Annotated in this window: 23 protein-coding genes and 1 pseudogene; 2 read left to right on the top strand and 22 right to left on the bottom strand. The window is 42.8% G+C overall.

Annotation, left to right across the window (positions count from 1 at the left end; genetic code table 11):
• Position 1: 1 nt before the first annotated feature.
• The 22 genes and pseudogenes from E4T82_RS08085 to E4T82_RS07980 all read right to left on the bottom strand — a co-directional run bounded on the left by E4T82_RS08085 (position 2) and on the right by E4T82_RS07980 (position 21293).
• Entirely contained in the window at positions 2-622 is a 621-nt protein-coding gene (locus E4T82_RS08085) for a bifunctional 4-hydroxy-2-oxoglutarate aldolase/2-dehydro-3-deoxy-phosphogluconate aldolase (RefSeq protein ID WP_135182332.1), read from the bottom strand.
• Positions 623-754: 132 nt separating this feature from the next.
• Entirely contained in the window at positions 755-1474 is a 720-nt protein-coding gene (locus tag E4T82_RS08080) for a FadR/GntR family transcriptional regulator (RefSeq protein WP_135182331.1), read from the bottom strand.
• A gap of 43 nt (positions 1475-1517) precedes the next feature.
• On the bottom strand, positions 1518-3308 hold the full coding sequence (gene uidA, locus E4T82_RS08075; RefSeq protein WP_135182330.1) for a beta-glucuronidase: 1791 nt from the start codon (positions 3306-3308) through the stop codon (positions 1518-1520).
• 81 nt (positions 3309-3389) lie between these two features.
• Positions 3390-4418, bottom strand: coding sequence for a sugar kinase (locus E4T82_RS08070; RefSeq protein WP_135182329.1), 1029 nt, complete (start codon positions 4416-4418; stop codon positions 3390-3392).
• 179 nt (positions 4419-4597) lie between these two features.
• Positions 4598-6139 (bottom strand): MFS transporter, encoded by a 1542-nt coding sequence (locus E4T82_RS08065; protein ID WP_135182328.1) that lies wholly within the window; start codon positions 6137-6139, stop codon positions 4598-4600.
• 213 nt (positions 6140-6352) lie between these two features.
• Positions 6353-6814, bottom strand: a complete 462-nt coding sequence (locus tag E4T82_RS08060) for a GNAT family N-acetyltransferase (RefSeq protein ID WP_135182327.1) — start codon at positions 6812-6814, stop codon at positions 6353-6355.
• Positions 6815-6822: 8 nt separating this feature from the next.
• Positions 6823-7660 (bottom strand): annotated as a pseudogene (locus E4T82_RS08055) (DNA/RNA non-specific endonuclease).
• Positions 7661-7690: 30 nt separating this feature from the next.
• Positions 7691-7885, bottom strand: coding sequence for a DNA-directed RNA polymerase subunit beta (locus E4T82_RS08050; protein ID WP_135182326.1), 195 nt, complete (start codon positions 7883-7885; stop codon positions 7691-7693).
• A complete protein-coding gene (gene murA / locus E4T82_RS08045; RefSeq protein ID WP_135182325.1) occupies positions 7885-9159 on the bottom strand; it encodes a UDP-N-acetylglucosamine 1-carboxyvinyltransferase in 1275 nt (424 codons plus the stop codon). The genes E4T82_RS08050 and murA overlap by 1 nt, the downstream gene beginning before the upstream one ends.
• Positions 9160-9350: 191 nt before the next feature.
• Positions 9351-9581, bottom strand: a complete 231-nt coding sequence (locus tag E4T82_RS08040) for a DUF1146 family protein (RefSeq protein WP_135182324.1) — start codon at positions 9579-9581, stop codon at positions 9351-9353.
• 113 nt (positions 9582-9694) lie between these two features.
• Positions 9695-10111: a F0F1 ATP synthase subunit epsilon gene (locus tag E4T82_RS08035; protein ID WP_135182323.1), complete on the bottom strand. Its 417-nt coding sequence runs from the start codon at positions 10109-10111 to the stop codon at positions 9695-9697.
• 9 nt (positions 10112-10120) lie between these two features.
• A complete protein-coding gene (atpD, locus tag E4T82_RS08030) occupies positions 10121-11527 on the bottom strand; it encodes a F0F1 ATP synthase subunit beta (protein ID WP_135182322.1) in 1407 nt (468 codons plus the stop codon).
• Between the two features lie 415 nt (positions 11528-11942).
• Positions 11943-12818, bottom strand: coding sequence for a F0F1 ATP synthase subunit gamma (locus E4T82_RS08025; protein ID WP_135182321.1), 876 nt, complete (start codon positions 12816-12818; stop codon positions 11943-11945).
• A gap of 12 nt (positions 12819-12830) precedes the next feature.
• A complete protein-coding gene (gene atpA / locus E4T82_RS08020; RefSeq protein WP_135182320.1) occupies positions 12831-14336 on the bottom strand; it encodes a F0F1 ATP synthase subunit alpha in 1506 nt (501 codons plus the stop codon).
• 21 nt (positions 14337-14357) lie between these two features.
• Complete coding sequence (locus E4T82_RS08015) at positions 14358-14891, bottom strand: F0F1 ATP synthase subunit delta (protein WP_135182319.1); 534 nt, start codon at positions 14889-14891, stop codon at positions 14358-14360.
• Positions 14891-15394 (bottom strand): F0F1 ATP synthase subunit B, encoded by a 504-nt coding sequence (atpF, locus tag E4T82_RS08010; RefSeq protein ID WP_135182318.1) that lies wholly within the window; start codon positions 15392-15394, stop codon positions 14891-14893. The genes E4T82_RS08015 and atpF overlap by 1 nt, the downstream gene beginning before the upstream one ends.
• Positions 15395-15410: 16 nt before the next feature.
• Positions 15411-16127: a F0F1 ATP synthase subunit A gene (gene atpB, locus E4T82_RS08005; RefSeq protein WP_135182317.1), complete on the bottom strand. Its 717-nt coding sequence runs from the start codon at positions 16125-16127 to the stop codon at positions 15411-15413.
• Between the two features lie 36 nt (positions 16128-16163).
• Positions 16164-16367, bottom strand: a complete 204-nt coding sequence (locus tag E4T82_RS08000) for a F0F1 ATP synthase subunit C (RefSeq protein ID WP_075098920.1) — start codon at positions 16365-16367, stop codon at positions 16164-16166.
• Positions 16368-16509: 142 nt separating this feature from the next.
• A complete protein-coding gene (locus tag E4T82_RS07995) occupies positions 16510-17541 on the bottom strand; it encodes a diacylglycerol kinase family lipid kinase (protein WP_135182316.1) in 1032 nt (343 codons plus the stop codon).
• An 8-nt stretch (positions 17542-17549) separates the two neighbouring features.
• Positions 17550-19508, bottom strand: coding sequence for an NAD-dependent DNA ligase LigA (ligA, locus tag E4T82_RS07990; RefSeq protein WP_135182315.1), 1959 nt, complete (start codon positions 19506-19508; stop codon positions 17550-17552).
• Positions 19509-20001: 493 nt separating this feature from the next.
• A complete protein-coding gene (locus E4T82_RS07985; RefSeq protein WP_167753596.1) occupies positions 20002-20832 on the bottom strand; it encodes an MFS transporter in 831 nt (276 codons plus the stop codon).
• Complete coding sequence (locus E4T82_RS07980; protein WP_135182313.1) at positions 20760-21293, bottom strand: MFS transporter; 534 nt, start codon at positions 21291-21293, stop codon at positions 20760-20762. The genes E4T82_RS07985 and E4T82_RS07980 overlap by 73 nt, the downstream gene beginning before the upstream one ends.
• Before the next feature lie 116 nt (positions 21294-21409).
• Between E4T82_RS07980 and E4T82_RS07975 the strand changes: the two genes are divergently transcribed.
• Together E4T82_RS07975 and E4T82_RS07970 are read left to right on the top strand one after the other, a co-directional pair.
• Complete coding sequence (locus E4T82_RS07975; RefSeq protein WP_135182312.1) at positions 21410-22408, top strand: helix-turn-helix transcriptional regulator; 999 nt, start codon at positions 21410-21412, stop codon at positions 22406-22408.
• A gap of 135 nt (positions 22409-22543) precedes the next feature.
• Positions 22544-22954: a hypothetical protein gene (locus E4T82_RS07970; protein ID WP_135182311.1), complete on the top strand. Its 411-nt coding sequence runs from the start codon at positions 22544-22546 to the stop codon at positions 22952-22954.
• The last annotated feature ends 18 nt before the right edge of the window (positions 22955-22972 follow it).

Raw genomic sequence — 22972 nt, 5'->3', positions numbered from 1 at the left:
ATCATCCCTCCACTGCTGTGACAAAGGACTGGGCAATCTCTGTCACACTCCTATAACCAGCTTCAGCTACTCTGCTCGCAAGGGCTGAACCAATCCCAACCGCACAAGCACCGGCTTTTTTCCAGGCTGCAACATTAGCGATTGAAACGCCACCTGACGGCATCAACTGAACTCCCGGAATCGGACCATGAATATCTTTGATAAAATTCGGTCCCAAGACCCCTCCGGGGAACAGTTTAATAATCGGACACCCTGCTGCCTGAGCTGCTACAATTTCCGTTGCGGTTGCACACCCTGGGAAATAGAAAACTCCGTGCTGCTCTGCCAGTTCTTGAATCGCTGGTGAGAAATGTGGGCTAACCAAAAACTTGGCTCCTGCCTCAATGGCTTTTTGTGCCAAATCAGTCGACATGACGGTACCTGCACCAACAATGACCGCCAAATCATCTGAGAACTCTTGGACTAAATCCTCTATCACCTGAGCTGCATTGGGAGTTGAAAAGGTAATTTCAATATTTTTAATCCCACCGAGAATAGCATGCCGTGCAATCTCAAGCGCGTCATTCTGGTCTTTTCCGCGAATAACTGCGAAAAAATAATTTTCTTTTAAGCGTTGTAACATAGTTTCTCCCTTCTTTAGAAAACGCTATCACTATAGTTACAGTATATAATTCATCTGATGATTTGTCAAGAAAAAGCATTAAAAAATAAGATATACCTTCAAAAATTTTTTTGAAGGTATATCTTTTTACGATTATTTTTCCTTTGCAGTTAAACCATGCATGGTTAAGTCTTTATCAAACCATTCCGTCAAAACACTCTGTCTGACGGAAACTATGTGAGCTAACATACTGTCATACGCTCCTAATGGATGCCGTTGTTTGATGGCTGTTAAAATATTGCGATGTGCTTTTAGACTATCTGATTTCATCTGACGATTTGTATAGTTCTCATTGATCAGATGAATAGACTGGTTGATGACGGGCACTAAGCTGGTCATGGCGATATTGCCACTCATTTCTGCCAACATGCTGTGAAACTGGACATCGAGTTCCAAGTGGGCATCATCCCCACGATGAACCGCATCCTCAATTGCATCGACGATTTCTTCCAGACGTGCAATATCCTCGTCCGACGCAAACTGAGCCACTCGCTCTGCGATACGAGGCTCCAGCAGGTAGCGCAATTCAAACAAATCTGTCGTTAATTTGATCCGATCGCGAACGAGGGAAAAACCGAGCGGATCCTCGGAAACTCCCTTTTTAGAGCTAATATAGGTTCCCGATCCCTGACGTACCTCTAAGATATTACGCGTCGCTAAGCTCCGAACAGCTTCTCGAATCGTTGAACGCCCAACTTCCAAATCTTGAGCCAACTCATACTCATTGGGTAGCTTATCTCCGACAGCATAGCCACGTTCCAAAATCAACTCTACTAAACGGTCTGCCGTTTTTTCAACCAAGGGTTTTGACATCCCACGCCTCCTTAGAAAAGATTACTCTCTTCATCATTATAGCTTATTTTGACTTATAATGGTAGTTAGGAATGGCATTCCAGCGTTTTTTAAATTCGCGGACGACTTGTTTTGGCTCACGATTTCGTGAGAAGAGACCTTTATGATTTCCCTTGACCCGAATCAGCATGACATTGGTCTCAAAATCTGCAAAATTCCAGACTTGTTCTCCAACTAAATTCGGAATGGTATCAAAGACACGGTGGCTCATTTCATAGTAATCCACTTGATACCCTTCTGTATAAGGAATGTCCCACATGGACTGTAAACCTGGTAAGGTATCTGCTCCGTATTCGGTTATCAAGATTGGTTTGTCTGGATACAAGGTCTGCCACTGATGTAATTCCTCGCTCAGACCCTCTGCTGCCTTTTTCAAATCTCCGTGGTGCACATACCAACCATAGTAGCGATTCAAGGAAATGACATCAACCAAGTCCATTACCTCATCCTTATCAGGTGTTGCCATCATAATATTAACGAGTGTCACAGGACGGTGCTGCGGATCTGTATCCCTCACGCGTTCAATCAAGGGTTTAAAATAGGCTCTGGCTCCTTTTTCATGACTGGCCGGCTCATTTGCTACTACCCACATGACAACCGACGGGTGATTCTTATCCCGCTTAATCAACTCATCAATGACTTGCTCATGAGCAGCCCTTGTCTGCATGACCTCCCAGGTATTCTTCTGCTGTTCTCCTCCTCCAATTAAATCCAATGCTGCACTGAATTGCTGGAACAAGCCCACTGCGGGAACCTCATCAACCACAACGATTCCCATGCGGTCTGCTAAACGCATCATTTCTTCAGAGTAAGGATAGTGCGAGGTTCTAAAGGAGTTGGCTCCGATGTCTTTTAGAAGGTTCAAGTCCATGAGATTAGCTGCTTCGTTCAATCCTCGTCCATTGATATAGGTATCTTCGTGCTTACCAAATCCCTTGAAATAAAATGGTTTATGGTTGATGAAAAATTGTCCATTTTTAACCTCTACACTACGGATACCAAACGGCTCTGTATAGGTATCTAGTAGCTCTCCCGCTGCCCATAATTCTACACGGGCAGTATAGAGATAGGCATCCAACACTTCCCAAAGACGTGGCTGTTTCAACGTCATTTGTCCGTTTTCGAGTTCGCCGACTAACTGGTTTTCTTCATCAAAAATCTGAATACGAACGGTATCGGCTACTTCGGTACTTTCCACTTTAACCTCTAAGCGTGCCTCTGACAAATCATCTGATAACTGGCTAGTAATCACAATGTCTTGAATATGGTTTTTCGGACGTGTATAGAGATGCACGTTTCGATGAATACCTGCATAATTATAAAAGTCAAAATTTTCCAGCACTTTTTTATGAATTGATCCGTCTTCTTTGACATAGTTTCCAACCGGGAGAGTGGTATAGTTTAATTCATTATTGACACAGACCGTTAGACGGATACTTTCTTCCTGATAGAGTGCTGCTGGAAGGACGAACTCAAACGGGGTAAAACCACCCTTGTGTTGCCCAAGAACCACTCCATTTACATAGACCGTCGCATGGTGGGTCACAGAGCCAAAGCGCACAACCACTTCTTCCCGACTTCCCACTCTCGGAAGCACACAATCCGTTTCATACCAGCTATCGCCAATATAGGCACGTTTGCCCTTATCTACCACCACATCGTTGAAAGAGGTTGGCACGACCATGACCTCTTTGGTGTTTAGGACTGTTTGCGGTTCATGATTTCCCTGTTTGAAGCGCCAAATACCGTTCAAACTCTGAACTGTTCTTGTTTTTGTATTGATTGGATATAACATTGTTTCCCTTCTTTCTATTGGTTATTCATCATCGTTTTGGTTTTATAGTCTCTAAAAACCTGTTTTAAAGTGAATGCTGTATTAGCGTTTGATTTCATGAGAGTCATGCGCTAGCAAGCCTTCAATATCAGACGGTGTTATCACATTGACATCTCCCTCAATGGTATGTTTAAAGACAAAGCTTGCCATGGCAATCTCTAATACTGTTTGACTGGCTAGTCCCTTTACACAGCCATGAATAATGCCCGCTGTAAAGGCATCGCCAGTTCCAACTCTATCTAAGACCTGAATGGTCTCTGTCTCTGTTTCGTAGAGAATTCCCTCTTGATATAAAAATGCCTTTAACTGGTATTCATTAGAATAGCCCATTTCTCTTTGAGTAAAGGCAATCGCATCAAGCTGGTAGCGCTCATTGAGCGCCTCTAGTACTGTTAACAAGGCAGCCCTGTCTTGATACGGGCGTTTCAACTGCACAACATCCTTTAGATCACGCCCCTGTTCATCTAATAGCAAAATAGGCTCTAAGCCGATACAAACATTGGCCAGCTGTACTAAGGGAGCTAATCTCTCACGAGCTTCTTGAAAGGAAGTCCACAGGCTTGCTCGATAATTTAAATCCAAGGATACCTTGACCCCTTTTTCTCTTGCCAAGGACATAAGGCGGTAGGTCAACTCATAGGTTTCTTCATTCAGTGCTGCAGTAATACCACTCACATGAAACCAGTCCACCTGATCAAAGACACCTTCTAAGGGATAATCTTTGTAGCGTGATTGAGAAAAGGATGAGAAATCCCGATCATAAATGACCTGACTTGCTCGGACTGAAAAACCCTTCTGGTAGTAATACAAGCCCAAACGCCCAGCACGTTTGATAATGTAATCTTGACAGATTTGACGGGCAAACAGAAAATGCTCTGCCATTTTTCCGACTTCCGTATCCGGAATGGCTGAAATCAAGGATGTGGCATGACCTAGCTGTGCCAAGGTCGCTAAAACATTCAATTCTGAACCACCAAATTGACACTCAAGGTGACTGGCTTGGACTATGGTCTGGTAGTTGGGAGGAGATAAGCGTAGCAATATCTCTCCTAAACCGATGATTTTTTTCATTTCTTCTATCACCTCCTATAGGAATAGAGGCTGGGAGACTGACCCAACCTCGTTACGTTTTACGCTTTCGCTCATTTAAACAGGTGCAATCGTCCAAAGATTGAATCCTTAATCCCTCACTCGAACCCTTATCGACCGAGAGAGCCGATTGTCCGATCACCACTACTTGGTGTTGGGGCTTATTCCTCAACCCCGTATTGTGTGACATCTACATAGTCCATATCGGACAGAGGCACATTTTTCGCAATCGCTTTGACGCGTTCTTCATCTTTTGCCGCCTTCATGACATGGATTTTTTCCTGTACCTGTGCCATTGCTACTTGATCGAGTTGATAGAATTTCATCAAGACCAACGAAATCACCAGCATCACTGTTGGAATAAGGACGAGCAAGGCAATAATAGCGCCTTTTAAGGCTGGAGTAAGCGGTGTTTCAGCAGTTGGGTATTCCTTGGCAAAGCCAATTCCTGCTAAGACAAATCCTACTACCATTGGCGCAAATGAAGAAGCAATCGAGTCTGTCAAAGAGAAAATCGTTCCAATCATTCCTGATACGTAGCGACCCGAAACAGAAGTTTCATAGTCGGAAATATCAGCCCCCATGGTTAAAACTAAACTTGAAGGGGCAGTCGCAAAGTAGCGCAGGGCATAGAGGACGACAAAGGCAAGGCTGTATAGATTCCAATTCACCAAATCCAGAGAGCCACTATCACCGAAATGAAGCAAGACACCCAATAGGAGCATGGCGACAATACCAATTTGCAAGGAAACCACATAGGCTCTGCGCAAGCCTTTTTTCCGTGCAATGCTCGCAGCTGCTACGATGATTAAAATATTTGGAATAATCATCATACCTGAGATGGCTCCTGAAAGAGCATAGTTTCCAAACAGGACGCCAAACAACATGACAATCACAACCGAATCAAGGAAGAGTTGGGCAATAAATTTTACAAAGGCTGCTGAAATAGATAAGACTTGCAAGGGACGGTTGCCCTTAATCACTTTCCAATAATCTTTGAGACTGGTTTTTTGTGTCTTTTCCTCCCCAAGACCAAAGAACTTCTTATTATCCTTTTGCCAAATCCCAACTACCGAGAGGACTGCTAAGATTGCTGAAATAACGATGACACCGATCATCAATTCTGTAAAGAAACTTTCTGTAAAGCCACCATGCTTGGGTACAAGGAAACTCGAGATAACAATTTGGCTTCCTGAGAACAAGATTGCCGACATAATACCGTCTACGACATTAAACATCGGACGTTGCTTGGGATCATTGGTAAGGGCTGTTTGCCCTGCTTTAGTAACCGTCTGTTGCATTGAATAACCAATCTTATGAACGATCAATGCAAGGATAAACAAAGGCATGGTCATTGCACTTCCAAAATGATGAATATTGAATAAAAGCACAAATGATAGGGCGGTGATGATATTTCCCAAGACCAAAATGGGGCGATATTTCCCGAACCTTGTATCGGTTTTATCAATTAAGACACCAATTGCTGGGTCAATAAAGCCATCAAAAATTCGAATATAGCCCATTAACTGACTCACAAAGAGCACTGCTAAACCAAGGACCCCCGTTGAAAAATAGGTCACAAAGCTGAACGCAACCAGATAAATATTGGTTGAGGTATTGTTCATCGCAAATAAAATAATCTGCCACAATTTCGCACGGTTATAGGTAACATCAGCTGTTCTTTGTTCAACTGTTTTATCCATGTGAAAATCTCCTGTTTTCTGTAATGATTCTACAACATTTTTTGAAAGCGCTTTTGTTGTATCTTCATTGTATAATTCATCTGATGTTTTGTCAACGATTTTTTGGTTTTTTTCGCAAAAATCGGCACATTTTGTAAAAACAGCCAGAATTCATCTGATTATTATAAAAATAGGTAGGAGGACTTTTTTATTCCTCCTACCTATTTTTATACATTATAGCTCCAGCCGATAGGAATAACCCTGTGCAGTTGCTGCGTTTCCTTTAAAGCCACAAGCTGTAAAACACTTTTGAGACGCTTTATTTTCTCGATAAATTTCTCGAACACAAAGAGCAGGATAGCCGCGTTTCCGTGCTTCTGCAATCAATGCCTGAATCACCTTTTTTCCGATACCTTGCCCGCGATAAGATGAATCCCCAATCACAATCGGTAGATTATCAGGAGAAAAGGTCACGTCTCCAATGGCTTTCCAAACGCCATTTTCTGCTACTTCAATGGTATACAACTCTCCCACTCGATCTAGATAGGCGTACATGCGCCGTAGTTTTTCTAGACTATAGGCTTCTCTCACTCCGTCCACTAAGTAGACTAAGTCTTCATCCTGATACCATATGAGTGCTTCCTTGTCTGTCGGTCGTCTCCGCTCTAGGCGTAGGTTTTCTTCAATCTCAATCATCACATCTCCTACTGGGTAAGTTGAATCTGCCCGCTATAATAGTCAATCTTTAAGCCACTTTGCACATTGGGGACAAAGACATTGAACTCCAAACTTCCGTCCGTTGCTTTTGCTTCCAAATGACTGCCGACAGGTACCAAGTCCTCTGCGGATTGATACATCAGGGTTACACGATACCGCACCCGTTTGTTTTGATCCAAGGCTCTACGTACCTGCGTTTCAAAATAGTTCTGCCCTGTCGCATCTTGACGATTGGCTTGATTGGCCCAAGCTGTCTGAACAGCGATATTCTTGGGATTGCTAGTCGAAGCATCGTAGCCTTTTAAACCTCCAACTAAGGAGTAGGCCAGTACATGCCCCCTGTCAACAGCATGATTGTACTCACCTTCCAACATTTTTACCTGATGCCAGCCAGCAGGTTTCCAGCTGGTGGTGCCATTTCCTGTCTCTTTCCGCTTTTGATACTGACGCGTGGCCTTGCTTAACAGAGCATTCCCTACCGTTGGAACAATCTTGCCCTGCGCAGCCTTGGTCTTATTCTCCGCATAGGGCTTACTCGCTACAGAAGCATCGAGATTGGTCCGATTTCCGTTGACAATAAAGGCACCTGCTCCATTATAGAACAACATCTGTCCCTAACTGCTTTCGCACCGTGTCAGTCAGAACTGAGCTCGCCAAGGCCTCTGAAGGGGCTAGACCATTATCGCTGATTCTTGCTACTTGTTCATTTGAAACTGGAACAGGTGGCTCTGTGACAACATATCCTCCCGCAACCAGTAACAGTGTAGCTAGAAAACTAGCCAGACTAATGCCAACGCTCTGTTTTTTCGTTTTTTTCCTTACCATTGTTCTCCTATTGAAAAAAGTAGGATACTCCTACTTTCCTGTAAATTTGCCAATCAATTCCTGCCATTTGTCCGCCGATAAAATCGCCCAAATATTATCGCCATCACCAATGACACCGTAGCCAACCATTAAGCCAATTGCAAACAGAATAAGGGCTAATAGAACAACAAAAAGAATCAACAATAATTGATTACCAACAAAACGTAGACTTTCTTTCTGATCCATCAGTCTTCTCCTTTGATGCGTTCAATATCCGCTCCTAGAGCTGCCAGCTTTTCATGGAAACGATAGTAGCCACGATCGAGATGAGTTAACTTCCCTACGGTCGTGACTCCTTCTGCCACTAATCCTGTCAGAATCAAGGCAGCACTAGCTCTCAAATCCGTTGACATGACTTCTGCTCCTTGAAGGGGATTTCCACCTGTGATAATCGCGGTATCACGCAGAATATCAGAGTGCAAATCCATACGGCGCAATTCTTCCAAATGTTGGAAACGATTCTCAAACACCGTCTCAATCATGGTTGATTCCCCCTTAGCTACTGCCATAAGGGCTGTAAATTGAGCCTGCATATCCGTTGGAAATCCTGGATGGGGCAACGTTTTAACCGTTACAGGTTTCAATTTCTCAACCGACGAACGGATATGAATCCCCTCATCTTCCTCAATCACTTCAACCCCCATTTCCTGCATTTTAGAAATTAGGGGACGATTGTGCTCCCAAATGGCATCCTTGATCAAGACATTCCCACCAGTCATGGCAGCTGCCACCATAAAGGTTCCTGCCTCAATACGGTCTTGAACGACTTGGTGATTAGCACCATGTAGTACAGAAACGCCTTTAATCGTAATCGTCTCCGTACCTGCCCCCTTCACTCTTGCGCCCATTTTGTTTAGGAAAATAGCCAAATCAACAATTTCTGGCTCACGCGCTGCATTTTCAATCACGGTCGTCCCCTCAGCCAGAGTTGCTGCCATCATCAAGTTCTGCGTGGCCCCTACACTTGGAAAATCCATATAGAGATGAGCCCCTTGCAAACGCTCTGCACGCGCTTCAATATAACCAGCCCGCTGATGAATGCTGGCACCCATGGCTTCCAGACCTTTTAAATGTAAGTCAATCGGTCGACTACCAATAGTACAGCCACCGGGCATAGATACCTTAGCGTAGCCATTGCGTGCTAAGATTGGCCCTAGCACGACGATAGAAGCCCGCATTTGATTGACATACTTATAGGGCGCTTCGCTACCAAGATCCCCTCTGGCATCAACGATAATCTCATTTTCCTCTTGGTGAAAGGCAACGCTGGCACCTAAACCGCTCACCACATGATTCATGGTAAAGACATCTGATAAGATGGGGACATTCGATAGTCGTGACTGCCCTTCACTGGCTAGAATAGTAGCCGCTAACAAGGGCAATACTGCATTCTTAGCCCCTTCAATAACCACTTGACCTTCCAGACGCGTCTTTCCACCTCTGACAATAATTTTATCCATTGATCGTTCCTTTAATTCTATTTTCTAATAGACTGTCTTTTCGCAACAAGTCTAAATACATGTATAAGACTCTTGAAAGCCAAAATGATACTGTGCGAGGAAATTAGCTACGCTAATCCCATTTCCCATCTTCCACTATCTCCATATAGTTGACGAGCGTCCATTTTTGATTTTCTCTGAGTATAATAGTCCTAGCGAAAGACTTCCGCTATGTTTCGACCGATGGATAAAAGATCCAAAAAGAAAGCCGATACCAAGTAGCCCAAGGCAATCGCCAAAAAGAGCATAAAGAGTTGAATATGTTTCTGATTGTCCGCCGTCCCCTTTAACCACTTCGACCAATCCACTACTGATAGTAGCAAATGGTGGACCAAGTAGATGAACAGGAGATGACTACAAATCGTTACGAATGATAAAACCATGTTTCTATTATACCAAAAATTTGAAAAATGTCGTAGTTTGACGACGAGGGCAAAAAGAGGCTAGAATATCTCCTAACCTCTCATTATCTGTATCTTGAGTAGCGATTCTACTCTTATTTATTCCCAACGCGGATGCGATTGATCGCGCGTTGCAAGGCAATGGCCGCTCGTTTTTCCATGTCAATATTGTGGACGCTTTGTGCTTCTTCCAAGGCTTTTTCAGCACGAAGTTTCGCACGCTCCGCACGGCTAACATCAATATCGCGTGCACGCTCGGCTGAATCTGAAACAATGGTAATCAAATCTTTCGAGATTTCAATAATCCCACCATTGACCGCAATCCAGTCTACATGATTCTCATCATCAATCCGACGAACCTTGATTTCATCAATGGCCAAAACGGCAATCAATTCGACGTGCCCTGGATAAATCCCCAGCTCACCTTCTGTCGTCCGAACCAGTACGAAAGCCGCATGGTGATCATAACGAATACCGTCTGGCGTTACAATTTGTACTGTCATTTGTGCCATAAAACACCTCTAAAATCCCATTTTGGCTGCCTTGGCAAGCACATCATCAATGGAACCCACATTACGGAAGGCATCTTCTGGTAACTTGTCATGCTTACCATCCAAGATTTCCTTAAAGCCACGCACAGTCTCAGCAACAGGTACATAAGAACCTGGCATGCCCGTAAATTGCTCCGCAACATTGAAGTTTTGGGATAAGAAGAATTGAATCCGACGAGCACGACCAACCAAGGTCTTTTCCTCTTCAGACAATTCATCCATTCCCAAGATTGCAATGATATCCTGCAATTCTTGGTAACGTTGCAGTACGCGTTTGACTTCCATTGCAACCGCATAGTGTTCTTCACCAACGATTTCAGGTGCCAAGGCACGAGAGCTAGAAGCCAGCGGATCCACGGCTGGATAAATTCCCAACTGGGTCAATTTCCGCTCTAAGTTGGTTGTCGAATCCAAATGCGCAAAGGCTGTTGCTGGCGCTGGGTCTGTGTAATCATCCGCGGGAACGTAAATCGCTTGGATAGAAGTTACAGAACCTTTCTTTGTGGAGGTAATCCGCTCCTGTAATTGCCCCATTTCCGTTGCTAGGGTAGGCTGGTACCCTACGGCTGATGGCATTCGTCCCAAGAGGGCAGATACTTCTGAACCAGCCTGCGTAAAACGAAAGATATTATCGATAAACAAGAGCACATCCTGACCTTCGACATCACGGAAGTATTCTGCAATGGTCAAACCAGTCAAAGCAACCCGCATCCGAGCTCCCGGTGGCTCATTCATCTGACCGAAAACCATGGCAGTCTTTTCAATAACACCAGATTCTTTCATTTCCCAGTAAAGGTCATTTCCTTCACGTGTCCGCTCTCCAACACCAGTAAATACCGAAATGCCACCGTGTTCTTGAGCGATGTTGTGAATCAATTCTTGGATAAGGACGGTTTTACCAACTCCCGCACCACCAAAGAGTCCGACCTTCCCACCTTTCAAATAAGGGGCCAAAAGGTCAATGACTTTAATTCCTGTTTCTAAAATTTCTGTCGCGGTCGACAATTCATCAAATGTAGGAGCTTTTTTATGAATCGGCTGGCGTTCTACTGCCTCGTCAAATGGTGCTTCCAAGTCAATGGTGTCCCCTAGGACATTGAAGACACGACCCAAGGTCTCTTTTCCGACAGGAACCGAAATAGGACGACCAGTGTCTAGCACTTCTATTCCACGAGTCAAGCCGTCTGTAGACTCCATAGCAATGGTACGAACGACACCATCACCTAGCTCCAAAGCAACTTCAAGCACGACCTTTTGTTTTGATTCATCGTTCTTATAAACGACAAGTGCGTTGTTAATCTCAGGGAGTTTAGCATCAGCCGAAAATGCCACATCAACGACTGGACCAACCACCTGAGTAATTTTGCCTGAACTCATTTTTTCTCCTTTATTAAGATATGAGGGCGTAAAAAAGCGAATGAAAAATAGGAAATACGACGCAGAAGCTAGATGAGAGTTTGCAAGGCAAACTCCTATCTCTCACCTCCAAAGGTATAGTATACCTTTGGAGCTAGGAGTATTTATCCCCAAGGGGATTCCCAGCTGTAATCGGCTAAAGCCGGAACAGCTGCCTATCTTTTTTCTGAGCTTTTAGCCCGAATTCAATTACACAAGATGTGAGAGCGTTAAAAGCACAAAGTGTACTCAAGAGTATCCGTATCTGTAAAGCAGGCATAGCCTGCAACAGCTACGGCAAAATAGGAAATCAAAGCAGGTTGCCTTGCAACCAATGAGATTTATCCTCGCTCTCCAATTTCTAGGCTCGTGTAAAACGTTCTTTGCCTACCTGTAGCTATTCTAGAGCGCTTGCTCCTGCAACGATTTCCGTAATTTCCTGCGTAATAGCTGCCTGACGGGCGCGATTATAGCGAATAGTCAAGTCATCAATCACGGCCTTGGCATTGTCTGTCGCTGTCTGCATAGCAATCATCCCTGCTGCATTTTCAGCAGTTTTTGCATCCAAAATCGCACCGTAAATCGTTGATTCTGCGTACTGGGTCAAGAGTTGCCCCAAAATCGCTTCTCGACTTGGCTCTAGTTCAAAGGTTGCAGTATAGCCATCTGCCTCATTGTGATCCAAGTCTTCTACTGGCAACATCTGCTGCACACGAACTTGACGGCTCAAACTATTGATATGGTGATTGTAGCAGACATACAGTTCGTCAAAGATTTCATTCTTATACATCTCAACTGATTTTGAAATGATTTTCTGAACATCATCGAAACTTGGATTATCGGCTAAGCCACGTAATTCAAAGATGGGTTGAATTCCACGCGCCCGAAAGAAATCTGCACCCATTCCACCAATCGCAATGATTTCATACTCAGCCTTACTTGCATGATCTTGTTCAATCATTTCCATAACAGCTTTTAAAATCATGGCATTGTAGCTGCCTTTTAGGCCACTGTCAGAGGTAATCACGATGTAGCCCGATTTTTGAATCGGACGGCGAATCAACATCGGATTGGTTGAGCCTTCCATCAATTCCCCGCGAAGCAAGTCGGTAGTGATTTTCCGAACCTTGCTAGCGTAAATTTGGAAAGACTTGGCCAACTGCTCTGACTTGGCTAGTTTGGCAGCCGATACCATCTGCATAGCACCTGTGATTTGACTGGTTTTCTTGGTAGAGGCAATTTTTGTTTTTATTTCATTGAGAGAACCTGCCATAACCCTTCTCCTTTACTGAAAGACAGACTGATTTTTGAATTCCTGAATAGCAGCATTCAATTCGTCTGTATCTGGCAAATCTTTTGTCCTGCGAATCGCATCCAAAAGACCGTCATGGTGCAAGTCAAAGTAAGCATAGAGTTCTTCTTCAAAGGTTAAAATATCATCAATTGGGACAGAGTCCAAGAAACCATTTGTCAAAGCGTAGAGAATCAAGACCTGTTTTTCAACTGGCAATGGCTTATGAAGCGGTTGTTTCAAGACTTCAACCGTCCGACGTCCGCGGTTTAACTTAGCCTGTGTGGCCGCATCTAGGTCCGAACCAAACTGGGTAAAGGCTTCTAGTTCACGGTAGGAGGCAAGGTCAATCCGTAGCGTTCCCGCGACTTTTTTCATGGCCTTGATTTGGGCTGAACCACCGACACGGGATACGGAAGAACCTGCGTCAATCGCTGGACGAATCCCTGAATTGAACAAATCATCTTTCAAGAAAATTTGTCCGTCTGTAATCGAAATCACATTGGTTGCAATATAGGCTGAAATATCCCCTGCCTGTGTTTCGATGAATGGCAGAGCTGTAATTGAGCCACCGCCCAGCTCATCTGACACTTTTGCAGATCGCTCTAGTAAGCGACTGTGTAAGTAAAAGACATCCCCTGGATAGGCTTCACGCCCCGGTGGACGACGAAGCAATAAGGATAGCTCACGGTAAGCGACCGCTTGTTTGGACAAATCATCATAGACAATCAAGACATGCTTGCCTTCATACATGAACTCTTCTGCCATAGCAACACCTGCATAGGGTGCTAAGAAAAGCAAAGGCGACGGCTGAGAAGCAGAAGCTGTTACCACAATGGTATAATCGAGTGCCCCGTACTGACGAAGCGTTTCAACCTGAGTACGCACAGTTGACTCTTTCTGTCCGATTGCCACATAGATACAAATCATGTCCTGATCCTTCTGGTTCAAGATTGTATCAATCGCAATCGATGTTTTCCCTGTCTGACGATCACCGATAATCAACTCCCGCTGACCACGACCGATTGGCACGAGAGCATCGATCGCTTTCAAACCTGTTTGTAGAGGTTCGTTCACGGATTTCCGTTGCATGACCCCCGGAGCAGGATACTCGATTGGTCTCGTTTTATTGGTTCGAATGTCACCGAGTCCATCAACAGGCTGTCCCAGAGGATTGACCACGCGACCAATCAAGCCTTGACCAACTGGAACCTCCATGATTTTTCCTGTACGGCGAACGACAGAACCCTCACGAATGTCCGTAAAGGGACCCAAGATGATGATCCCCACGTCAACTGTTTCCAAATTCTGAGCCATTCCAATCGTGCCATTTTCAAAGATGAGGAGTTCTCCACTCATGGCATTATCCAGACCATGGGCACGAGCGATTCCGTCACCGATATAGGTCACGACCCCTGTCTCTGTGTAGTCAAAATCAGGCTGAAACCCTTCAATTTGTTGTTTTAGTAAAGCGCTAATTTCTTGTGCATTAATCACCAAAAGAACACCACTTTCTATTTTCTAAAGTCTATTTCGAATTTCTTTCAATTGCGTCCGCACGCTGGCATCAATGACCTTGTGATTGACCGTAACGACAAAACCACCAAGTACGTCCCTGTCAATTTCTTGTACAATATTGCGAACTTTCAATGAAAAACGGCTCTCCACTAGCTGACGCACCCTTCCTTTTTGTTCATCTGTTAATGGGTAAACAGACACGACATGCGCATCAAACTCCTGCTTGCTCTTGCTAATCAAGATCAGGGTTGCTTCTAGTGTCTCAACGAGCAAATCAGCATGACCATCGCGCGCTACAGCTTCAATCAAATCATTGACTTCGCGATAGGTGGATTGACGAATGGCATGGATAAAGTCTGCCTTTTCAGCTTGAGAAACCGTTGCAGATAAGAGAATTCGATTTAATTTACTATCATGAATCACCGTGAGAATAGCTGAAATTTGGTCATAAATCGCCCAGACATCCTCGCGATCGTATACCTTATCAACGAATGATTGAGCATATTTGTGCACTAAGGCAGTTTCTCTAACATTCATTATTCTTCTCCTAGCCTATCAATATAGCGGTTAATCAACTCGCTATGCGCCTGCTGATCCAAGTCCTCCAAGATAATTTTGCTGGCCAAATCAACGGCCAAGTCTGCCACTTGAATATGCAATTTCTCTTGGGCTTCACGTTTCTCAGCTTCAATTTCCAAATCTACTTTCTTTTTCAAGGCTTCAATTTCAATTTCAGCTTGTTCTAAAATGCGTTTTTTCTCTAATTTTGCCCGTTCAACCGCATCCTGAACAATCTTTTGCCCTTCTACGCGACCTTGTGCCAACTCTTGCTCTCTTTGTTCCACAAGGGTTGAGGCTGCTGTCAACTTTTCTTCAGCAGCGTCAATATCAGCTGAAATTTTAGCAGCACGTTCTTCAAAAATACCTGTAATCTTATCCCAAGCAAACAAGCGAATCGCCACAATCAATACAGCAAACGAAGCCGTTACTAGAATAAAATTACCAAGCATGGTACTGTTTATACTTAGTCCTGTCATCATGAATCCTAATCCTTTCCTATTCACCTTCACGTTGAATTTTCTTATTCAAATACATCGAAACCAGCATGACAAACACGTAGGCTTGCAAGCAGGAAATAAAGACTGAAAAGCCAGTCCAGATAACATTCAGTAGGAAGGCGATTGGATAAGCAAGTGCACTTTTTTGCGACATCTGTACCAAGAGGGTCACTAGAATTTCACCAGCAAAGATATTCCCATACAAACGGAGTGCGAGAGAAGCTACGTTGGTCACTTCTTCCAAAATATTCATCGGAGCCATAGCCCAAGGAGTGACAAATGCTTTTAAATAGCCTTTCAATCCCTGACGACGAATTCCCTCTACATGGCAGAATACAACCGCCATAATGGCTAAGCCGAAATCATAGGCCATGTTGGAAGTTGGAGATGTCCAAAAATTGATCCCTTCTGATGACTCCAACTTGGTCATCAAGCCGAGGTTGTTGGCTACCAAGAGGAACAGGAAGAGAACAAAGAAATAAAGAGCATATCTTTTTGACTCTGCATCACCCAAATTTCCCTTGGTAAAGTTGATCGTCAGCTCATAGACATATTCCAAAACATTTTGCTTTCCTTTTGGCTTCAATGTCATATTGCGACTTGCCCAAAATACAAGTAAAAATATAATGGTAATGGTTACCATTGTGACAATGACCATGGTGACATCAAAGGTTACAGGACCTAGAGTAATAGTTGGAGCTGCACTTCCTTCCACGATTACTCCCCCTTTCTAATGATTCTGAGGCATTCCTTATCCACGCAAGAACAATGTCATCGCAAGGGTTACGAAGAAAGTTCCCTCGATAAAGGCAACGCCCATGAATACCCCTGTCATTAGTTTGCTTTGTAGTTCAGGCTGACGTGCTGTTGAGCTTAAGTAGCTCGCAACCAAGAGTCCCTCACCAACACTAACACCCAAACAGGCAATACCTAAAGCTAATGCAGATACATCCATTTTTTAATTCTCCTTTAAAATTTTTATACCATGATAGCATACTCCTAAAAAATGCTTTTGTCAAGGAAAGACAGATTTGAAAGCGTTTTTTCAAAAAGGAGTGTCTAGAAAAAAGAAAAGACTGAATATCTTTTCTTCCTATTTATATTGTCCCTTCCAAATGGTCTGCTTCCTCGATAAAGCGTTTGGCCATATCTTCTCGACTCATATCGTCTGTATCAAGGGTGATAGCTTCATCTGCCACCTTGTCCGTGTCTGCGAAAAATTCGATATGGTTGGCAAGATTCATCAACTCGACAGGAGCATCTCCTCCGTACTCACCGTCAAGGTTCAACATCATGCGATTGCTACTATCTAGGGATTCGACGCTTAGTTGGCGCGTCTTGATATACTCAATCTTATCGCTATCGACATGCTTACCTCCGTCTATCACTAACCGAATGAGATGCAAAATTTCAAAAAGATTTCCCGTCTTCACCATAATCAGGGTAAACATGCCATCGTCTAACTTGGCATCTGGAACAATTTGTTCAAAACCACCGATTGAATTGGTCAGAGCAACGAAAATCATCGAGATTTTCCCTTCAAATACTCCCTCGTCATGGGTCACACGAACTGGCGTAAATTGAACCCGAGGCAGTAATTCCGCCCCTTTTACGACATAGGCCAGATAGCCAAAAATAGTCTTGAGCTGGCTTGGAACACTGTAGGTCAATTCTGTCAAGGTTCCAGCTGCTGCAATATTGATAAAATAGCTCTCGCCAGCTGCTTGATTTTTAGCAAGACCGATGTCCATGAGAACGGTCTGCTGTTTTCCAATCACCTTGGCAGCTTCAATCGGATTGCCCCGTGGAATCTTCAAGGCACGGGCGTAGTCATTGGTCGTTCCAGTCGGGATAATCGCCATTTGCGGACGTTCTGAAAGAAAGGCAATACCATTTACGACCTCGTTGATCGTCCCGTCACCACCTGCTGCAATAATCAAATCAAACCCTGCCTGAGCTGACCTAGTCGCTTCATTTTTAGCTGAGTCTTTTTCAGGACTTGTTTGAAAGGCCGAGGTTTCATACCCAAAACCTTCTAAAATATCCAAGACTTCTGCCACATTTTTCTTCATGATTTCCTGCCCAGAAACAGGATTATAAATCAATCGTGCGCGTTTTCTTTGTTCCATATGTGTACCTATAGACTTTCTAGCCAAGCTTCATCTCGTACTTCAATGCCTAAGTCTTGAGCCTTGGCCAACTTACTTCCTGCATCACTACCCGCTACCACGAGGTCTGTTTTTTTAGAAACGGAACCTGTTACATGGGCTCCCAAGCTCTCTAATTTTGCCTTGGCTTCACTTCGCTTGAGGCGCTCCAACTTCCCTGTTAAAACAATGGTCATACCAGCTAAGAGGGCATCAGCTGCTGCTACCTGACCGAGATAGGACAGGGTAACGCCTGAGGCTTCCAATTCTGCCACCAGGGTCTTAGCTCCCTCGCTACTAAAATAAGTCGTTAGCGATTGGGCAATCACCGTTCCCACACCATCTAAGGCTGCAATTTCCTCAAGGCTAGCCTCAGCAAGCCTTGGAATGGTCCTAAATGTCTCAAGGAGAACCTTGCTAGCCTTACTACCGACATGGCGGATTCCCAAGCCAACCAAAAGTCGCTCTGCTGAGTTTTCTTTTGAAGCTTGAATGGCCTGATACAGTTTAGTAGCAGATTTTTCCTTGAAGCCTTCCAAGGTTAGTAACTCCTCAACTGACAGGCGATAAATATCTGCCACATCTTGCACCAGATTGGCTGAAAAGAGTTTTTCAACAATCGAACTCCCTAACCCCGCAATATTCATAGCATCTCGACTGGCAAAATGCTCCAATTTACTCTTGAGTTGAGCAGGGCACAGGGGATTGATACAACGCAGGGCAACCTCATCTTCATAATGAAGCAGGGAGCTACCACAACTTGGACAGACTGTCGGAATGTCCATGGGCTCTTGTTGCTTGCGTTTTGCTGCCACCACCGATAGGACTGCTGGAATAATATCGCCTGCCTTATAAACGATCACTGTATCATGCAGGCGAATGTCTTTTTCAGCAATGTAGTCCACATTGTGCAAGGTCGCACGACTCACTGTCGTTCCTGCTAACTGAATAGGGGTCAGATTAGCCGTTGGGGTCACAACTCCCGTCCGACCTACTGTCCAATCGACCGATAAAATCTCAGCCTCTTTTTCTTCAGCGGGGAATTTGTAAGCGATGGCCCAGCGTGGCGCCTTGACCGTAAAGCCCAATTCTTCTTGGATTGCTAAGTTATTGACCTTAATTACCACACCGTCAATCTCATAAGGCAGGGCTTCTCTGCGGCCAGCCAAGTCTTCAATAAACTGCCAGACATCTTCCATCGTGTCTGCCAAATAGTAGTCCTGATTGGTAACAAATCCAAGTTTGGTCAATTTTTCCAGTACGTGGGACTGTCTGTCCGCTTCTGTCGGACTAGCTTCTTGGTACAAAAACGTTGCTAGACCACGTTTGGCAACGATTCGCGTATCCAATTGGCGCAGGGTTCCTGCTGCCGCATTTCGAGGATTGGCAAATTCGACCTCACCTGCTTCTTGGCGAATCTGGTTCACCCTGCCAAATGAAGCCTTGGGCATGTAACACTCCCCACGAACAGTGATGTCTAGAGGCTCTGGTAGGGTCAGCGGAATATCCTGCACTCTCTTGAGGTTTTCGGTGATATTTTCGCCAATACTTCCATCACCACGGGTCGCTCCCACGACCAAGTGCCCTGCTTCATAGGTTAGAGAAATCGATAAGCCATCAATTTTTAATTCGCAGATATAGGTCACATTGGGAAATTCCTTGCGGACACGGCGGTCAAATGCCCCTAATTCTTCAAAAGAAAAAGCGTCCTGTAAACTATACAAGGGATACTGGTGCTGGTATTTGCTGAATCCCTCCAAGACCTTACCTCCCACACGGTGACTGGGACTATTTGGTAAGACCAAGTCAGGATGGGCAGTCTCTAGTTCAACTAAGTCGCGGTATAGCTTGTCATATTCCGCGTCTGAAATAAGCGGACTATCCAAACGATAATAGGCATCTGCATACTGATTAAGCTGTGTTACAAGTTCATTCATTCTATTTTTCATGCTCTTATTATAGCACATCTCAGACAGCAGTCAAAAAAACAATATCATACGCCTATAAATAATTAAAACGCCCTTATTGACAGGGCGTTTAATGTATTAATACTCGTCAAAAATCAAATTCTAACGTCGTTCATTCACCTTGCTGAGTAAAAAGCCCCAGTGGAGGTTTTTAGCCTGTTCCCTTAAAACAAGAAAGAACTGCTTCCCCAGTCTAAGAATAGACTGGGGAAGGTGGGAAATAAAACGAGTGTCCTCGTGTCAAACGCTCTCGTATCTTGGTTAATTCAAAGAGAGTTAAACGCATATATTTTATACATCTTCATCCGTTTTTATACAGAAAAGCCCCTTTTTATTGAATAAAATTAGTATATTTATTGATGAAATGGGATAGCAATTCCTGTTATTTGAACCAATTTGAACCAAATTTTATAATGATAGACGACTGATGAATACATAAATGAAAGGACTTCTACTGTGAAAGAAGCCCTTTTTATTATTCACTAGAAAGAGTGCTAAATTTCCGATAGCAAATCATACTAATCATAACGAGAAGAATGGGGATACCAAATGCCTGTAGACTAATCAGCAGTGCAGTTTGAGGTGTTTGCTGATGATTACCCACATAACCAGCTAAATGCAAGCCAAAACCAATCCCCAAGCCCGTTAAAGCGGTGGTAAATTTTGCTAACAATAGCTTGGCTGAGGTCAAAATAGCAGGGTAACGTTTACCTGACTCTGATTTACTAACTTCAATAACGAAAGCTAAATCATGTGTTACTGTTACCATGAAAAGACCTGAACCAAGCTGTTTGACAGATGCTGCGAAAAACATCAGTGGAATATTATCAGCATGGGTTTGTCCAAATGTGAATAAGCCTAGCATTCCCAAAATACTTAAAAAACCAGAAAGGTAAAAGATAGACATTTTGGAAAGTAAACGATTAAACTTCGGATAAAGACTAGCACCAAACATTTGAGCCAAAATAGTGACAGCATAGATGGAATAGAAATATTCTTGGTTAATACTGTATTTGAAATAATAAATATTATAGGCATTCATCCATTCAAAGGAAAACTGGAAGAAAAAGAAATATAGAGCATACAGCAAAAAAAGTCGATTGTGAAAAATAATTCGGAGGATTTTCGCTATAGGCAACGTATCTTTTTCTTTTATTTCAATTGATTCAGGAACTGACAGATATGGATAGGTAAGCAAAACAAGGAGAGCAATAAAGCTAGCTAAAGCGATTGCTAAGTGAGAAAACCCACTTTCACCCCCCCCCCCCCGAAAAAATGCAATAAAGGGAGAGCTAAAGTAAAACAAATCAAGGCTGCGAAACTTGAGAAAAAAGTAGCAACGGTCGATAACTTTGCACGCACATCATCATTGGTAGAGAGCCTAGGTAGTAACGACCAATAACTAACGTCCATTACTGTATAACAAATATCTAATAAAACGTACAAAATACAAACAGCAACAACTATAACTGACTTCGGCACATAAGCATGAACAGAAAATAAAGCAATAAAAATGATGGCAGAGGTAATTATACCAATAAGATACCAGGTCTTTAGATATTTTGAAAATCTATCTAACAGATAAGCTGCCAGCAAATCATTAAATGCATCAAATAAGCGATTAAAAAAGAGGATTCCGCCAACCAATGTGGTTGCAATTGTTAAGCTATCGGTCAAATAGAGCATGAGCAAACCACCTGAAAAAGACATCAGTAAATCTTTTGAAAATCCTAATAAACCATAGACGACTAGCTGTTTTCGTACCATAAATTATCCCATTTCATTTTTTAAAATACTGTTCAATATCCTATCACATTAAAAAGGATTTGTCTACATGCTAAAAATAGATTATAATATTTAATAATTTAAGAAGGATTATAAAAATGCAAGCAAACGAGCGACTATTAGAACTATTTATTTATCTTCTACAACATCAAGAAATAACAAAAAAAGAGCTGATGGAGAAGTATAATGTATCTGGTGCTTCTATTCAGCGAGATATACGGGCCCTCAGACTGACTCTGAGTCATTTTGTTGATTTACAGGATGAGGAGATTATCTATCAACCAGCAAAAGGCAGCTACCGACTAAATAAAAAGATACTGACTCAAGCTGGATTCGCAAATCTTTCTTTACTAGAAGACCATCAGCTACTAGCGATTGTAAAAATTTTGATCGGCAGTCGAGCCTTTAACAAAGAAAACTTACAAGACATACTCCACATTTTAATACCAAATGATTTTGCCTATCAAACTCTACTCAAGAATGAACTGACCTTTTATAAAGGTGTTCCTAATCAAAGTATGTGGGATAAACTAATCGTGATTCTACAGGCTATCTCAGAGCAACGCCGGATTTCCTTTACGTATACGAAAAATTTTGTGACGCAACAATTTGAAAAAATGATTGAAATGGTCTTTTTTAGTGATATGTATTTCTATATTGCAACCGCAAACCACAGTAGTGAAGACGGTATTAACTTAGAAACTCTTAATAAATTCCGCATCAATAACATGGAAAATATCAAACTGTTAGACAAAGGCAAAACGCTCCCTCATAATCAGCGCTTTGAAGCAAGCGAATTGGCCAATCGGACAGGTGTCTTTGCTTTCTTTGGCAAACACGTTACGCTAACGATTGATTTTTATTATGACCCTGTCTATGTCCTTGACCGCTTCCCCAATCATCGGATTGAATCACAACGTATTGAAAACGGACAGACGGTTACTCGTATTGTATTAGAAACCAATGACGGTTATGGTTTAAAAATGTGGTTACTAATGCAAGGAAAACAAGTAAAAGTCATTTCTCCAAAACATATACAAACTGCTATTCAAGAAGAATTACAGCAGACTCTAAACCTCTATAACAAAGAAAACTAGTCCAAACAGACTAGCTTTTTTTGAGTTGATTATATTTTTTAAAATTTATCTATTTTTTATTTAAAGTGTGCATGATGTGAACATTTGATTTGGTATACTTTGATAAGTAAAGATTATTAAAGAAAGCGAGATAGAATGATAACCGAACAATACGGACATGAATCTAATGAGTATTTTCAATTTCCTGACGAACCTGAAATACTATATGTTAAGATTATCACTGAATCTGAATTGGATAACGACGAATCAAAAAATTATACTTATGAGAATAAAGATGACAATAATCTTAAATCTAGAACATTAGGAGATTGGTATATCCGTAAAGATAGGATAGAAAAGATTAAATATATTGTAGGAGTTGCAGGCGGTTCTGACAACAAAATTCTTTCAGCTTACTCTGTACATTCTCCTAAATATAATGCGCAAAAAAGTGTGCGCTTTCAGACAGATAGTTCATCTACTGAAACGATTACAAAATTATACAAAGACTATCAAATTGATAAGCGGATAAAAGAACTGAGATTTTCGGGTCCTATTCACTACTAATCAAAAAAGGAGTTCAAA

The organism is Streptococcus cuniculi (assembly GCF_004570575.1).
Lineage (GTDB): Bacteria > Bacillota > Bacilli > Lactobacillales > Streptococcaceae > Streptococcus > Streptococcus cuniculi_A.
This window is presented reverse-complemented; position numbering and strand designations above follow the sequence as displayed.

Coding starts and splice junctions, on each gene's coding strand:
- murA (WP_135182325.1), bottom strand. CDS start 9,159: ATGGATAAAATTATTGTCAGAGGTGGAAAGACGCGTCTGGAAGGTCAA.
- E4T82_RS07995 (WP_135182316.1), bottom strand. CDS start 17,541: ATGGAACAAAGAAAACGCGCACGATTGATTTATAATCCTGTTTCTGGG.
- ligA (WP_135182315.1), bottom strand. CDS start 19,508: ATGAAAAATAGAATGAATGAACTTGTAACACAGCTTAATCAGTATGCA.
- E4T82_RS08015 (WP_135182319.1), bottom strand. CDS start 14,891: ATGAATGTTAGAGAAACTGCCTTAGTGCACAAATATGCTCAATCATTC.
- E4T82_RS08080 (WP_135182331.1), bottom strand. CDS start 1,474: ATGTCAAAACCCTTGGTTGAAAAAACGGCAGACCGTTTAGTAGAGTTG.
- atpD (WP_135182322.1), bottom strand. CDS start 11,527: ATGAGTTCAGGCAAAATTACTCAGGTGGTTGGTCCAGTCGTTGATGTG.
- E4T82_RS07980 (WP_135182313.1), bottom strand. CDS start 21,293: ATGGTACGAAAACAGCTAGTCGTCTATGGTTTATTAGGATTTTCAAAA.
- E4T82_RS08070 (WP_135182329.1), bottom strand. CDS start 4,418: ATGAAAAAAATCATCGGTTTAGGAGAGATATTGCTACGCTTATCTCCT.
- E4T82_RS08000 (WP_075098920.1), bottom strand. CDS start 16,367: ATGGATGTATCTGCATTAGCTTTAGGTATTGCCTGTTTGGGTGTTAGT.
- E4T82_RS08040 (WP_135182324.1), bottom strand. CDS start 9,581: ATGGTTTTATCATTCGTAACGATTTGTAGTCATCTCCTGTTCATCTAC.
- E4T82_RS08060 (WP_135182327.1), bottom strand. CDS start 6,814: ATGATTGAGATTGAAGAAAACCTACGCCTAGAGCGGAGACGACCGACA.
- E4T82_RS07975 (WP_135182312.1), top strand. CDS start 21,410: ATGCAAGCAAACGAGCGACTATTAGAACTATTTATTTATCTTCTACAA.
- E4T82_RS08050 (WP_135182326.1), bottom strand. CDS start 7,885: ATGGATCAGAAAGAAAGTCTACGTTTTGTTGGTAATCAATTATTGTTG.
- E4T82_RS08025 (WP_135182321.1), bottom strand. CDS start 12,818: ATGGCAGGTTCTCTCAATGAAATAAAAACAAAAATTGCCTCTACCAAG.
- E4T82_RS08035 (WP_135182323.1), bottom strand. CDS start 10,111: ATGGCACAAATGACAGTACAAATTGTAACGCCAGACGGTATTCGTTAT.
- E4T82_RS08065 (WP_135182328.1), bottom strand. CDS start 6,139: ATGGATAAAACAGTTGAACAAAGAACAGCTGATGTTACCTATAACCGT.
- E4T82_RS07970 (WP_135182311.1), top strand. CDS start 22,544: ATGATAACCGAACAATACGGACATGAATCTAATGAGTATTTTCAATTT.
- uidA (WP_135182330.1), bottom strand. CDS start 3,308: ATGTTATATCCAATCAATACAAAAACAAGAACAGTTCAGAGTTTGAAC.
- atpF (WP_135182318.1), bottom strand. CDS start 15,394: ATGATGACAGGACTAAGTATAAACAGTACCATGCTTGGTAATTTTATT.
- E4T82_RS08085 (WP_135182332.1), bottom strand. CDS start 622: ATGTTACAACGCTTAAAAGAAAATTATTTTTTCGCAGTTATTCGCGGA.